Raw genomic sequence first — 12,976 nt, forward strand, 5'->3', positions numbered from 1 at the left:
TCGCACAGGAAACAGGCAGTTCAATCGGTTTCTCTATGCTATATGCGGGTTCACCAGTGATGGCGTTTATACCCTGCCCAGCAAATGACCCTTCGCCAGCTTGAGATCCTCCGCGCCGTGCTGCGCCACCAGACCACCATGGCGGCGGGGCGCATCCTCGGCATGTCGCAGCCGGCGGTCAGCCACGCGGTGAAGCAGCTGGAGACCCAGCTCGGCTTCCCGCTCTTCGAGCGGGTCAACAACCGCCTCTACCCCACCGAGGCGGCGCGGCTGATCCATGCGGAGTCAGAACCGCTCTTCGCCCAGCACGCGGCGCTGGAGGCAAGGCTGCAGGAGCTGCGCCAGGACAAGACCGGCCGGCTGCGGCTGCTGGCCACGCCGCCGCTCGGCCATGGCGTCATCCCGGAAGCCTTGCAGCGCATGCTGGCGCGCCAGCCCGGGCTGCGCATCACCTTCGATGTGCGAAGGCTGGACGAGGTGGTGGAAGGGGTGGAAAGCGGCGCCGCCGAGCTCGGCTTCGGCGTCAGCCTGGAGGAACGGCCGGGGCTCACCCTGCGGCCATTGGCGGCGGCCCGCATGGTCTGCGTCGCCGCCCCCGACCATCCGCTGCTGCGCGAGCCGGTGGTGACCCCGGCTTTGCTGCGGCCCTGGCCGCTGATCGCGCTGGAGGCCGGCACCCGCATGGGCGCCGCCTTGCGCGCCGCCTTCCAGGAGGCGCGCGAGCCCTTCCTGCCGGCGGTCGAGGTCCGCTATGGCGACACCGCCCGCGCGCTCGCCGAGGCCGGGGTGGGGGTCGCGGTGATCGACCCCTTCTCCGCCGGCAATCGCCGCCTGCCGCTCTCGGTGCGGCCCTTCGAGCCAGCCATCCCCTCCCGCGCCGTGGCCTTCTTCGCCAGCCGCCTGCCGCTGTCGCGCGGGGCGGAGGCGCTGCTGCGCGAGATCCGGCTGCGGCTGGAGCGCCAGGGGGCGCCAGGGGCCGCCCCGGGCGCCCTGCCCTTTCCGGGCTGAAGCCGCGCAAGATAAGGTTGACGCGGCCCCGCTTTCCGGCACACCTGCCCGCCCCAGCCACAACCAGCCGGACTTAAGGCAGAGTGATGACCGAACTGGCCTTCCACAACAGCGCCACGCGCCAGCGGGAGACCTTCACCCCGCTCGACCCGCAGCATGTGCGCCTTTATGTGTGCGGCCCGACGGTCTACGACCTCGCCCATCTGGGCAATGCGCGCCCTGTGGTGGTGTTCGACGTGCTGGCCCGGCTGCTGCGCCGGCGCTTCCCGCGCGTCACCTATGTCCGCAACATCACGGATGTGGACGACAAGATCAACGCGCGCAGCCAGGAGAGCGGCGAGCCGATCGCCGCCATCACCGCCCGCACCACGGCCGATTTCCACCGCGACATGGCGGCGCTGGGCTGCCTGCCCCCGGATGAGGAGCCGCGCGCGACCGACAACATCGCGCAGATGATCCAGCTGATCGAGCGGCTGATCGCCAATGGCCATGCCTATGCCGCCGAGGGGCATGTGCTGTTCTCGGTGGCGAGCTTCCCCGGCTATGGCGCCCTTTCCGGCCGCTCACCGGACGAGATGCTGGCCGGCGCCCGGGTCGAGATCGCGCCCTACAAGCGCGAGGCCGGGGATTTCGTGCTGTGGAAGCCCTCCTCCGACGACCTCCCCGGCTGGGACAGCCCCTGGGGCCGCGGCCGGCCGGGCTGGCATATCGAATGCTCGGCCATGTCCTGGCGCTATCTCGGCAGTGATTTCGACATCCATGGCGGCGGGCACGATCTGATCTTCCCGCATCATGAGAACGAGATCGCGCAATCGGTCTGCGCCTTCCCCGGCTCCCGCTTCGCCCACACCTGGCTGCACAACGGCATGCTGCTGGTGGATGGGGAGAAGATGTCGAAATCGCTCGGCAATTTCCTCACCGTGCGCGACATCCTGGCGCGCGGCGCCTGGGCCGGCGAGGCCTTCCGCCTGCTGCTGCTGAAGACCCATTACCGCGCCGCCATCGACTACACGGTCGAGCGGTTGGAAGAGGCCAAGGCGGAGCTGGACGATTTCTACGCCCTGCTGGCCCGCGACCTGCCGCAGCCGGAGGCGGACGACGCGCTGGTGGCCGAGATGGCCGAATGGGCGCTGGAGCCGCTGGCGGACGATCTGAACACCCCGCTCGCCATCGCCCGTCTGCGCGATTTGCGCACGCTGGAGAATGTGGCGACGGTCGGCGGCTCGGCCACCAATGTGCTGCACCGCATTGGGCGGGACTGGCAGCCGGACTCCGGCCAGGCGGCGGCGGCGCTGCGCCAGGCGGCGGCGCTGCTCGGCCTGCTGGGCGGCGATGCGCGCGCCTGGCGCCAGGGCGGCGAAGGCGACAGCGCGGCGATCGAGGCCGCCATCCAGGCGCGGCTCGACGCCCGCAAGGCGAAGAACTGGGCCGAGGCCGACCGCATCCGCGCCGATCTGCTGGCCCAGGGGGTCATCCTGGAGGATGGCGCCGGCGGGACGACCTGGCGGCGGGCCTGACACGTCCTGGGGAGGCGCTGCCTCCCCAGACCCCTCCGCCGGGGGGACAGGGTCCCCCCGGACCCCGCCATCAGTGGGCGCCAAACTGAAGGCGGGGTCCGGGGTGGCCCTGCCACCCCGGCGGGGTTCAGGGGCGGAGCCCCTGCCTGATCGCTTTGACGACCACGGCAGCAGCCCCGGCGATCCCCACCCACAGCGCCGGCCGCAGCCCGAATTCCACATCCAGATTGGCCATCAGCACCGGCAGCGGCGGCACGCCGGTGGCCACGCCGTACCAGCCGGCCTCCAGCAGCGCCGTGCCCAGCGCCGCCGCCACCGCCAGCAGCGCCAGCCGCCAGAGCGAGGGCGCGCCCCCCTTCGGCGCCAGCAGCCGGTAGCCCATCAGCCACAGGAACAGCCCGGCCATCAGGATGGCCTCGGTGACGTCGAGCTTGGATTGCAGGGCGAAATGCACCAGCGCCAGCACGCCGATGCCATAGGCCAGCCGGTGCAGCCCCTGCCAGCGCCGCCCGCCCAGCCGCTTCACCCAGCCATCGGTGGAGGTGACGCCCAGCGCCACCAGCCCCAGCAGCGCGACGAAGCCGATGGTCAGGTAGACGCGCAGCACGATCTCGCTGGCGACCTTGGCCAGGTCCCATTTCAGGTCCAGCGCGTAGAGCACCAGATGCAGCAGCGTATAGGCCAGGGCGGCGACGCCGATCATCCGGCGCAGCTGCATGGCTTTCGGCCAGCGCAGCATCTGCCGCAGCGGCGTCACCAGCAGCGACAGCAGCAGGATGCGCACCGCCCAGAGGCCGGTCCAGTGGATCGCCTCCATCACCGGCCGCCCGCCCAGCTCGCCGCGCGCCGCCCACCAGGCCAGCAGCGCCGCCGGCAGGCAGAGCAGCAGCAGCGTGGCAAGCTTGAGCGAGGAGAAGCGCCCCTGCCGGTCCCGCCAGGGGACGGCCAGGGGGGGCAGAGACAGGCTCAGGGACATGCGGGCTCCGCGGGGGGGGGGGACGGATGGCGATTATCTGGCAACGCCCGGCCCGCCCGCCAGGAGCGGAGCCGGCGCGGTTACATTTTGAACCGGGCGAGGCCCTGCCTCCCCCTTGCCTTCCCATGGGGGCAAGCCTGCATCTGCAGGGCGCTTGTCCAACCGGGAGACCGCCATGACCCGCACCCTGCGCCCTGCCCTCGCCGCCCTCGGCCTGCTGCTGGCCGGCCCCGCCCTCGCCCAGCATGCCGGGCATGGCGGCCACGCCGCCCCGCCGGCCGCCGCCGCCAGCCCCTCCACCGCCGAATTCCAGGCGGCCAATGAGAAGATGCATCGCGACATGGCCGTGCCGCTGACCGGCGATGCCGATCGTGACTTCGCGGCCTCCATGATCCCGCACCATCAGGGCGCCATCGACATGGCCCGCATCCAGCTGCGCCATGGCCGCGACCCGGCGATGCGCCGCATGGCCGAGGAGATCATCGCCGCGCAGGAGAAGGAGATCGCCGAGCTGCGCGCCTTCCTGGCCCGCCCGCGCTGAGGCCGCGCCGGGCGCGGGGCTGGGCCAGGGGCTGCCATTCCCTGGTGGCCCTTCCCCGCGCCGCGCCGGGCGGCTATCCGGGGCGGCTGTTGTTCTGCCCGAAGGAAGCCCCGCCATGACCGGCCGTGAAGCTGGCGCCGACCTCAAGCCCATGCCGGGCGAAAGCCCGATCATCGTGCTGGTGCGCCCGCAACTGGCCGAGAATATCGGCTCCACCGCCCGCGCCATGGCCAATGGCGGGCTGTTCCATCTGCGCCTGGTGGCGCCGCGCGATGGCTGGCCGCAGGAACGCGCCTGGTACGTCTCCTCCGGCGCCCAGCGCATCCTCGACGCCGCCACGGTGCATGAGACGGTGGCGGACGCCGTGGCCGATTGCCACCGCGTCTTCGCCACCTGCCCGCGCCCGCGCCATGTCGTCATCCCGGTCTGCACCGCCCGCGGCGCGGCGGAGGAGCTGGTCGATATCTGCCAGGCCCGCAACCTGCGCAGCGCCGTGCTGTTCGGCCCCGAGCGCGCCGGGCTCGAGAATGACGACATGGCCTGCGCCGACACCCTGGTCCGCTACCCGCTGAACCCGGACCACATGTCGCTGAACCTGGCCCAGGCGGTGATGATCCTGGCCTATGAATGGTGGAACGCGGCGGTCGACCGCACGCCCCCCCGCCAGCTGATGACCAACGAGACCCATGTCGCCACCAAGGGCGAGCTGGAGACCTTCCTCAACCGCCTGGTCTCCGAACTCGACGCCAGCGGCTTCCTGGACAATCTGCCGAAGCGGCCGGGCATGGTGCGCAACCTACGCCACTGGTTCCAGCGCGGCGAGGTGACGGAACAGGAACTGCGCACCCTGCACGGCGTGGTCACCGAACTGTCGCGCGGGCGCATGCGGCGCGGGCGGCCCGAGGCGCAGGATCCGGCGCTGCCCTGGGCGGACCAGCAGCAACAGTAAGAAAAATCAGGGGCGCTGCCCCTGAACCCCGCCGGGGGGACAGGGTCCCCCCGGACCCCGCCTTCAGTTGGCGATGCGCACGAAGCCCAGCTTCAGCAGCCAGATCAGGCCGCGCAACACCGCGCGCCGCGCGGCGCCCTCGGGCAGCAGCGCCTCCAGCGGCAGCGGGCCCTCGCGGCGCAGGCGCTGCAGCAGCGCCGTCAGCCCCGGCGCATCCAGCCCGCCAGCGCCCGCATGCAGGCCGGCGGGCAGCGCCGCGATCGGCGCCACCTCGCCCGGCGCCGCCGGATCGGCCTCCAGCACCATGCCGGCCCGCAGCGGCCCGGTCGGGTAGCCGGCGAAGAGCAGCGTCGGGTCGGCCTGCCGCGCCTCCGGCACCGGCGCGGCCGGCGCCCCGGCCCGGCGACGCGCCGCCAGCTCGGCCCACAGCGCCTGGTACTGGCCGATCACCACCGACCAGTCGAACACCGCCCGCGCCCGCGCCTGCCCCGCCGCCCCCATCCGCGCCCGCAGCGCCGCATCGCGGGCCAGCGCCGCCAGCGCATCGGCGGCGGCGCCGATCTCCACCGCCACCAGCTGCGTCGTCGCCGCCAGATAGTGGTCGTAATTCACCGCGCCGCTGGCATGGCGCAGCGCCAGGTCGCCGGCGCTGCCGGGCGGCGCCATGCGCACCGGCACGCGGAATCCGTCCTCCCCCTGCCGCACCGTGTCACGGAACCCGTCCCAGTCGCTGACCACCACCGGCAGCCCGGCCGCCATCGCCTCCACCGGCGCCAGGCCGAAGCTCTCCTGGATGTTGTCGACCAGCAGGGCGAAGATGTCGGCCGCCGCCAGCAGCCCGTCCCGCGCCCCGGGCGGCCGCGCATCGGCGATGTGCAGCGTGACCTCCGGCGCCAGCGCGGCGGCCAGGGCGCGATGCGCCTCCTCCTGCCCCGGATTGGCGAACCAGCCGCCCAGCACCGCATGCAGCGGCGCCGCCCCCGGCCGCCGCGCCGCCCGCCCCAGCGCCGCGAACAGCGCCGCCGGATGCGCCTTGGCGTGCCAGGACAGCCGGCCGAGGCTGAGCACCGCCACCGCCCCCTCCGGAATGCCCAGCCGCGCCCGCCAGGCGCCGCGCAGCTCCGGCCGCGGCGCCAGCGCCTCGCATTCGACGCCGAGCGGGATGACCGGCAATTCCGGCAGCACCATCCGCCGCGCGCCCAGGCGCTGCGCCAGCGCCTCCCCCTCCATCGCCAGCAGCCGCCGCGCCGCCTCCTGCACCGCCCGGGAGGTGCAGACCAGCGCGTCCCAGCGCTGCACCGGCGCCGTCGCCAGCTCGGCGATGGCGGCCATGGCATGGGCCGAGGCGATGGTGTGCGTCACCCCCACCACCGACCAGGCGGCATCGCCGGCGAAGCGGCGCAGCCTTGCGGCCGATGCCAGGTCCGGCCCCGGCAGCATCAGCGTGCCGATCGCCGCCAGCCGGTCCAGCCGGTGCGGCGCGATCGCCTCCAGCGCCATGGTCGCGCCATGCTGCCGCGCCAGCCCGGCGAAGGCCTGGCCATCGCCCGGCGCCAGCAGATAGGCCGAGAGCGTCTCCACCCCCGAATGCCGGATCATGCCGCGCAGGAAGCCCTCGCCCGCGACATGCCGGCCCATCAGCTTCGGGCGGTCGGTGCGGTAGCCATCGGCGGCGAAGCCGATGGCGGCATTGGGCGGCGGGGTCATGGGCGCTCCGGGCGGGGCCGCGCCCTCAGCCGACCGAGCGGGTCAGCGTCCGCAGCGTGACGAATTCCTCCGCCGCCGTCGGATGGATGCCGATGGTGCGGTCGAAATCCTCCTTGGTGGCGCCGGCGACGATGGCCACCGCGATGCCCTGCATGATCTCGCCGGCATCCTCGCCCAGCATATGCGCGCCCAGCACCCGCCGCGTGCGCTTCGACACCACCAGCTTCATCAGCGTCTTGCGCGGCTGCTTGCTGATGGTGTGCCGCATCGGCGTGAAGCGGGCCATGTAGATGTCGACCGGCCCCTGGGCGGCGGCGGCCTCCTCGCTCAGCCCGACCATCGCGGCGGGCGGCGAGGTGAACACCGCCGTCGGCACGTTCTGGAAGCTGGCGGCGCGCGGGCGGCCGCCGAACAGCGTGTCGGCCAGGGCATGGCCGACCGCGGTCGCCACCGGCGTCAGGTTCAGCTGATCGGTGACGTCGCCGATGGCGTAGATATGCGGCTGGGTGGTCGCCTGCTCCAGCGTCACCGGCACGCAGCCGGAGCGGCCGGGGGCGATGCCGGCACGGTCCAGCCCCAGCGCCTCGGTGTTCGGCACGCGGCCGGTGGCGAACATCACCTGGTCCGTCTCCAGCACCGCGCCCGACCTAGTGGTCAGGCGCAGGCCATCGCCGGCCTTCTCCAGCCGCGCCGGCTCCTGGCCGGGATGCAGGCGGATGCCCTGGTTCGCCAGCGCCTCGGCCATCGCCTCGCGCAGATCGCCATCGAAGCCGCGCAGCGGCAGCTCCTGGCGGTAGAGCAGATCCACCTCCGCCCCCAGCCCGCAGAGCAGCGAGGCGAATTCCAGTGCAATATAGCCGCTGCCCACCACCACGATGCGGCGCGGCCGCTCCTTCAGCGTGAACAGATCGTCGGACACCAGGCCGAGCTCGGCGCCCGGGATGTCGGGGCGGATCGGCTTGCCGCCCACGGCGATGACGATGCGCTCGGCGGTGACGCGCTGGCCACCGACATCCAGCGTGTGCGGGTCGATGAAGGTGGCGCGGGCGTTGAAGCTGGTGACCCCCGCATTGCCCAGCAGCCTGGCATAGATGGCGTTCAGCCGCGGCCACCTCGGCATCGCGGGCGGCGACCAGCGTCGGCCAGTCATGGCCCTTGTTCTCGATCTCCCAGCCGAAGGCCCCGGCCTCGCGCGACCACTGCCCGTATTCGGCGGCATGCACCATGATCTTCTTCGGCACGCAGCCGACATTGACGCAGGTGCCGCCCCAGAAGCGCTCCTCCGCCACGCCGACCCGCGCGCCATGCCCGGCCGCGATGCGCCCGCAGCGCACGCCGCCCGAGCCGCCACCGATGACGAACAGGTCGAAATCATAGGCGCTCATGCGCAGGGCCCCTCATGCTGCGGTTGCCGTGGCAAGAAGGGCGTCCCGGCGCCTCGCGTCAAGGCGGAGGCTTGGGCAGGGAGAGGAAAGGGTTCTTTTTTGGAAAAAAGAACCAAAAAACTTTTGTCTGTTGGCGTCCCGCCTCAGGCCTGAGGCGGGACGCCAAGCTGAAAGAAGTCTTTTTGCTTCTTTTTCTTCAGAAAAAGAAGGACTTAGCTGCCAATACCACCCAGGGCGAGATACTTCATCTCGATATACTCCTCGATGCCATGGCTCGAGCCCTCGCGGCCGAGGCCGGACTGCTTGAACCCGCCGAACGGCGCCTCGGCGGTCGAGATGATGCCCTCATTGATGCCGATGATGCCGTATTCCAGCGCCTCGGCCACCCGGAAGATGCGGCCGACATCGCGCGAGTAGAAATAGGCGGCCAGGCCGAACTCGGTGTCGTTGGCGAGCTTGATCGCCTCTTCCTCGGTCTTGAAGCGGAACAGCGGCGCGACCGGGCCGAAGGTCTCCTCGCGGAAGATCACCGCCTCATGCGGCACATTGGCCAGCACGGTGGGCTGGAAGAAATTGCCGCCCTTCTCATGCGGCTTGCCGCCGGTGACGATGCTCGCACCCTTGGACAGCGCGTCCTCGATATGCGCCTGCACCTTCTTCACCGCATCGGCATTGATCAGCGGGCCCTGGGTGACCCCCTCCTCCATGCCATTGCCGACCTTCAGCTTCTCCACCGCCTCCTTCAGCTTGGCGGCGAAGGCGTCATAGACCCCCTCCTGCACCAGCACGCGGTTGGCGCAGACGCAGGTCTGCCCGGTGTTGCGGTACTTGGACGCGATGGCGCCCTTCACCGCCTCATCCAGATCGGCATCGTCGAAGACGATGAAGGGCGCGTTGCCGCCCAGCTCCATCGAGGTCTTCTTGATGGTCTCCGCGCATTGCGCCAGCAGCACGCGGCCGACCTCGGTCGAGCCGGTGAAGGACAGCTTGCGCACCAGCGGGTTGCCGGTCAGCTCCTTGCCGGTGCCGGAGGACGGGCCGGTGATGATGTTGCACACCCCCTTCGGCATGCCGGCGCGCTCGGCCAGCACGGCGATGGCCAGCGCCGAGAAGGGCGTCTGGCTGGCCGGGCGGATCACCCCGGTGCAGCCCGCGGCCCAGCCGGGCCCGGCCTTGCGGGTGATCATGGCGGCCGGGAAATTCCAGGGGGTGATGGCGGCGAAGACGCCGATCGGCTCCTTGGTCACCAGGATGCGGCGGCCCTTGGCGTTCTGCGGGATGGTCTCGCCATAGACGCGGCGGCCTTCCTCGGCGAACCATTCGAAGAAGCTGGCGGCATAGGCCACCTCGCCCTTCGATTCCGCCAGCGGCTTGCCCTGCTCGGCGGTCATGATGGCGGCCAGATCGTCGGTGTTCTCGACCATCAGCTGGGCCAGCTTGCGCAGGATCAGCCCGCGCTCGCGCGCCAGCATGGCGCGCCAGGCTGGCCAGGCGGCATTGGCGGCCTCGATGGCGCGGCGCGTCTCGGCCTCGCCCATCGAGGGCACGGTGCCGACCAGCTCGCCGGTGGCGGGGTTCTTCACCTCCAGCACCTTGCCGCTATCGGCCTGCACCCATTGCCCATCGATGTAATTGGCCTGCCGGAACAGGTCAGGGTCCTTCAGCGGCAGCTTGGCGACGGAGTCGAGCATGACGGTTCTCTCCCGATGCGGCGGTCCGCCCGATGCGGCGTTCCGTCTGGTCGGTGAAAGTTAGGCAGCCCCCGCGCCGCTGTCAGCCCACCGCACGGCCGCTTGCGCGGCCCCGGGGCGGTGGCGTGTCGGATTGTCAGGCGAGCATGCCGCCGCTGCCGCCCCGGCCGCTGCCGGCATAGGCGGAGAGCGCCGCCGCCAGCGCCTCCTGCCGCTGCTGGCGCAGCGCCGCGCTGGCCGAGTCGGGCGCGCCGGCGGCGGGCTCGGCCAGGGCCGCGGTGTCGCTCTCCCCGGCGGCGGGGGGCGGCGCCGCGCGCAGGGCGCTACCCTCCGAGTCGTCCGCCGGCTTGGCCTGGCCGCCCTGCAGCTGCAGCAGGCCGGAGAGGCTGCCCTCCGCCAGGCGCGGCAGGCTGCCCAGCACCGGCGCGGCGGTGGCGGCGCTGGCGCCCTGCCCTTGCCGGCCCTCCTCGGGCTTGTTCGGGCTGGCGCTAGTGATGTTCAGCTGCTGGGCGGAGACGCGTTGCAGAACCCCGACCGCCAGGCCGGACAGGATGGAGAGGGACATGCGGGCCTCCTCGCTGCGGATCGCCGAGGGGCCTGCAAGCGGGGTGCCACGGCCAGGCCCTTGAAAGGAAAGGCGTTGCCGGCCGGGTGCGGCAGGATCTGCCCGGCAGGAATTGCCGGGCGGGGCCGCTCAGGCCGGCTGGCCGCCGGGGGCCGGCAGGCCGTGCACGGCGAGGTCCAGCGCCTCCAGCCAGGCGCCGGCCTGCAAGGCGCGGGCGATGCGGCGGGAGACCACCCAGCGCGGGGTCGTCTTCTCCAGCATGATGGCGCCCCAGACCACGGCGCCGAGCCCCAGCAGCGGCACCGCATGCAGCCAGAGCAGCACGGTGACGATGCCGCCATGCAGCGGCGCCAGCCAGGCGGTGAGGATGACGCTGAGCGCCGCCATCACCAGCACCAGCGCGATGATCAGGTCGAGCCGCGCCAGGCGCTGGCACAGCGCCACCTCCTGCCGCAGCCGCGGCAGGGCGATGTTCAGCGGATCCTCCACCATCGGCGCCCCGCCCCGGCTGGCGAGGTAGCGGCGGGCCATGAATTCGGTGCGGGCGCGGCTGGTCCAGGGCATCGGGGAGAACTCCGCAATCGTCGCGCGGGCGGGGGGCGTATGGTGCAGTGCAATATGCGCCTGCATCGGTCCCTCTGCCAAGCGATCCTGTGCCGCTTCGGTTGCGTCACAGGGCCGCATGCCCGCCAAGGTTACCGTCCACACCCGCAAGGAGGCGTGAAGCGCGGTGCCCAGCGCGGCGTCAGGCGGGCTGGGCGCGGATGAAGTCGATGAAGGCCCGCAGCGGCGCCGGCACCAGCCGCCGCCCCGGATAATACAGGAAAGGGCCGGAAAAGGACTGCCACCAGGGCTCCAGCACCGGCAGCAGCGCGCCGCTGTCGAGATGCGGCTGCAGCCAGGCCTCGAACAGGTAGATCATCCCGGTGCCGGCCAGCGCCGCCTCCACCGCCAGGTCGGTGGCGCCGCCGATGCCCACCAGCAGCGGCCCGCGCGGCTCCACCCGCACCAGCTCCCGGCCGCGCTCGAACTCCCACACCATCATGGCGCCGCTGCTGAAGCGGCCGCGCAGGCAGGGATAGTCCAGCAAGTCGCGCGGATGGCCGGGCATGCCATGCCGCCGCAGCAGCGCCGGCGCGGCGGCCAGCGCGTAGCGCTGCACCCGCGGCCCGATCGGCACGGCGATCATGTCCTGCTCCAGCCGCTCATCATAGCGGATGCCCGCATCGCAGCCGGCGCCGAGCAGGTCGACAAAGCCATCCTCCGCCGTCACCTCCAGCTGGATCTCGGGATAGGCGGCCAGGAAGCTGGGCACGATGCGCGGCAGCACCAGCCGCGCCGCGCTGACCGGCACATTCAGCCGCAGCGTGCCCGCCGGCCGGTCGCGGAACAGATTGACCACGTCGAGCGCCGCCTCGACCTCGCCCAGGGCCGGGCCCAGCCGCTCCAGCAGCCGCGCCCCGGCCTCGGTCGGCCCCACGCTGCGGGTGGTCCGGTGCAGCAGGCGCACGCCAAGCGCGGCCTCCAGCCGCCGCACCGCCTCGCTGACGCCGGAGGGGCTGGCGCCGAGCTGCCGTGCCGCGTCGCGGAAGCCCCCTGCCCGCGCCACGGCCAGGAAGGCGTTCAGGTCGTTGAGATCCGCCGCCATTGTCCGCCATCCCGCACAGCCCGTGCGGATTGTGCCCGATTATCGCGCCCGGCCAAGCGGCCTAGATCGGACCCATCGCAGAGGAGAACCAGCATGACCCGCATCGACCGCGCCGGTACCTATCGCCTGGGCAGCCGCCCGGTGCACCGCCTGGGCTATGGCGCCATGCAGCTGGCCGGCCCCGGCGTCTTCGGCCCGCCGCGCGACCGGGAAGCGGCGCTGGCCGTGCTGCGCGAGGCCGTCGCCGCCGGGGTGGACCATATCGACACCAGCGATTTCTACGGGCCGCACGTCACCAACCGGCTGATCCGCGAGGCGCTTTCTCCCTATCCCGGGAATCTCACCCTGGTGACCAAGGTCGGCGCGGTGCGCGACGACAAGGCCGCCTGGCTGCCGGCCATCGGCGCCGCCGACCTGATCCGGGCGGTGGAGGACAACCTGAAGAATCTCGGCCTGGATGTGCTGGAGGTGGTCAATCTGCGCATCATGTTCGATGTGCACGGCCCGGCCGAGGGCTCGATCGAGGCGCCGCTGACCGCGCTGGCCGAGCTGCAGCGCCAGGGCAAGATCCGCCATATCGGGCTGAGCAACGTCACCGCCGCGCAGCTCGCGCAGGGCCAGGGCATCTGCGAGATCGTCTGCGTGCAGAACCAGTACAACCTGGCGCATCGGGGCGATGATGCGCTGATCGACGATCTGGCGCGGCAGGGCATCGCCTATGTGCCCTTCTTCCCGCTGGGCGGCTTCAGCCCGCTGCAATCCTCGGCGCTGTCCGGGGTGGCGCGGCAGCTCGGCGCCACGCCGATGCAGGTGGCGCTGGCCTGGCTGCTGCGCCGCGCGCCCAATATCCTGCTGATCCCGGGCACCTCTTCGGTCGCGCATCTGCGGGAGAATCTGGCGGCGGCCGAGCTGGTCCTGCCGGAGGCGGTGCTGCCGGTGCTGGAGGGCATCGGCGCCACCGGCACCGGGTCCTGAGGCCGGGCGGGCGG

General features: G+C 72.1%; 11 protein-coding genes and 1 pseudogene. 5 read left to right on the plus strand and 7 right to left on the minus strand.

What is annotated here, in order from left to right:
* The first annotated feature begins 84 nt into the window (after positions 1 to 84).
* Together QE401_RS10730 and cysS are read left to right on the plus strand one after the other, a co-directional pair.
* Positions 85 to 1,008, plus strand: coding sequence for a LysR family transcriptional regulator (locus QE401_RS10730; RefSeq protein WP_271137867.1), 924 nt, complete (start codon positions 85 to 87; stop codon positions 1,006 to 1,008).
* Between the two features lie 86 nt (positions 1,009 to 1,094).
* The gene (gene cysS / locus QE401_RS10735; protein WP_307138196.1) at positions 1,095 to 2,525 is read left to right on the plus strand and encodes a cysteine--tRNA ligase; all 1,431 of its coding nucleotides are present in this window, start codon (positions 1,095 to 1,097) and stop codon (positions 2,523 to 2,525) included.
* Positions 2,526 to 2,652: 127 nt separating this feature from the next.
* On the opposite strand, the gene QE401_RS10740 is transcribed toward cysS, so the two are convergent.
* Entirely contained in the window at positions 2,653 to 3,501 is an 849-nt protein-coding gene (locus tag QE401_RS10740; RefSeq protein ID WP_307138197.1) for a protein-methionine-sulfoxide reductase heme-binding subunit MsrQ, read from the minus strand.
* Between the two features lie 175 nt (positions 3,502 to 3,676).
* On the opposite strand from QE401_RS10740, the gene copM reads away from it, so the two are divergent.
* The gene (gene copM, locus QE401_RS10745) at positions 3,677 to 4,042 is read left to right on the plus strand and encodes a CopM family metallochaperone (protein ID WP_307138198.1); all 366 of its coding nucleotides are present in this window, start codon (positions 3,677 to 3,679) and stop codon (positions 4,040 to 4,042) included.
* 115 nt (positions 4,043 to 4,157) lie between these two features.
* Positions 4,158 to 4,991 carry an RNA methyltransferase gene (locus QE401_RS10750; RefSeq protein WP_307138199.1) on the plus strand — a complete coding sequence of 278 codons (834 nt, stop codon included), beginning with the start codon at positions 4,158 to 4,160 and terminating at the stop codon, positions 4,989 to 4,991.
* Positions 4,992 to 5,054: 63 nt separating this feature from the next.
* Here the strand turns inward: QE401_RS10750 and QE401_RS10755 are convergent, their stop codons facing one another.
* The 6 genes and pseudogenes from QE401_RS10755 to QE401_RS10780 all read right to left on the minus strand — a co-directional run bounded on the left by QE401_RS10755 (position 5,055) and on the right by QE401_RS10780 (position 11,987).
* A complete protein-coding gene (locus QE401_RS10755) occupies positions 5,055 to 6,698 on the minus strand; it encodes a glycosyltransferase family 4 protein (RefSeq protein WP_307138200.1) in 1,644 nt (547 codons plus the stop codon).
* Between the two features lie 25 nt (positions 6,699 to 6,723).
* Positions 6,724 to 8,083 (minus strand): annotated as a pseudogene (gene gorA, locus QE401_RS10760) (glutathione-disulfide reductase).
* Positions 8,084 to 8,295: 212 nt separating this feature from the next.
* Positions 8,296 to 9,774: an NAD-dependent succinate-semialdehyde dehydrogenase gene (locus QE401_RS10765; protein ID WP_307138201.1), complete on the minus strand. Its 1,479-nt coding sequence runs from the start codon at positions 9,772 to 9,774 to the stop codon at positions 8,296 to 8,298.
* A gap of 136 nt (positions 9,775 to 9,910) precedes the next feature.
* Positions 9,911 to 10,339 (minus strand): hypothetical protein, encoded by a 429-nt coding sequence (locus QE401_RS10770; protein WP_307138202.1) that lies wholly within the window; start codon positions 10,337 to 10,339, stop codon positions 9,911 to 9,913.
* Between the two features lie 129 nt (positions 10,340 to 10,468).
* Positions 10,469 to 10,903 carry a hypothetical protein gene (locus tag QE401_RS10775; RefSeq protein ID WP_307138203.1) on the minus strand — a complete coding sequence of 145 codons (435 nt, stop codon included), beginning with the start codon at positions 10,901 to 10,903 and terminating at the stop codon, positions 10,469 to 10,471.
* Positions 10,904 to 11,084: 181 nt separating this feature from the next.
* Positions 11,085 to 11,987 carry a LysR family transcriptional regulator gene (locus tag QE401_RS10780; RefSeq protein ID WP_307138204.1) on the minus strand — a complete coding sequence of 301 codons (903 nt, stop codon included), beginning with the start codon at positions 11,985 to 11,987 and terminating at the stop codon, positions 11,085 to 11,087.
* 93 nt (positions 11,988 to 12,080) lie between these two features.
* Here QE401_RS10780 and QE401_RS10785 point away from each other — a divergent pair, with 93 nt between their 5' ends.
* Positions 12,081 to 12,962, plus strand: coding sequence for an aldo/keto reductase family oxidoreductase (locus QE401_RS10785; protein ID WP_307138205.1), 882 nt, complete (start codon positions 12,081 to 12,083; stop codon positions 12,960 to 12,962).
* Positions 12,963 to 12,976 lie beyond the last annotated feature (14 nt).

Source organism: Pseudoroseomonas cervicalis, from assembly GCF_030818485.1.
GTDB classification, from domain to species: Bacteria; Pseudomonadota; Alphaproteobacteria; order Acetobacterales; family Acetobacteraceae; genus Pseudoroseomonas; species Pseudoroseomonas cervicalis_A.

Coding starts and splice junctions, on each gene's coding strand:
- copM (WP_307138198.1), top strand. CDS start 3,677: ATGACCCGCACCCTGCGCCCTGCCCTCGCCGCCCTCGGCCTGCTGCTG.
- QE401_RS10755 (WP_307138200.1), bottom strand. CDS start 6,698: ATGACCCCGCCGCCCAATGCCGCCATCGGCTTCGCCGCCGATGGCTAC.
- QE401_RS10750 (WP_307138199.1), top strand. CDS start 4,158: ATGACCGGCCGTGAAGCTGGCGCCGACCTCAAGCCCATGCCGGGCGAA.
- QE401_RS10740 (WP_307138197.1), bottom strand. CDS start 3,501: ATGTCCCTGAGCCTGTCTCTGCCCCCCCTGGCCGTCCCCTGGCGGGAC.
- cysS (WP_307138196.1), top strand. CDS start 1,095: ATGACCGAACTGGCCTTCCACAACAGCGCCACGCGCCAGCGGGAGACC.
- QE401_RS10770 (WP_307138202.1), bottom strand. CDS start 10,339: ATGTCCCTCTCCATCCTGTCCGGCCTGGCGGTCGGGGTTCTGCAACGC.
- QE401_RS10765 (WP_307138201.1), bottom strand. CDS start 9,774: ATGCTCGACTCCGTCGCCAAGCTGCCGCTGAAGGACCCTGACCTGTTC.
- QE401_RS10785 (WP_307138205.1), top strand. CDS start 12,081: ATGACCCGCATCGACCGCGCCGGTACCTATCGCCTGGGCAGCCGCCCG.
- QE401_RS10775 (WP_307138203.1), bottom strand. CDS start 10,903: ATGCCCTGGACCAGCCGCGCCCGCACCGAATTCATGGCCCGCCGCTAC.
- QE401_RS10780 (WP_307138204.1), bottom strand. CDS start 11,987: ATGGCGGCGGATCTCAACGACCTGAACGCCTTCCTGGCCGTGGCGCGG.
- QE401_RS10730 (WP_271137867.1), top strand. CDS start 85: ATGACCCTTCGCCAGCTTGAGATCCTCCGCGCCGTGCTGCGCCACCAG.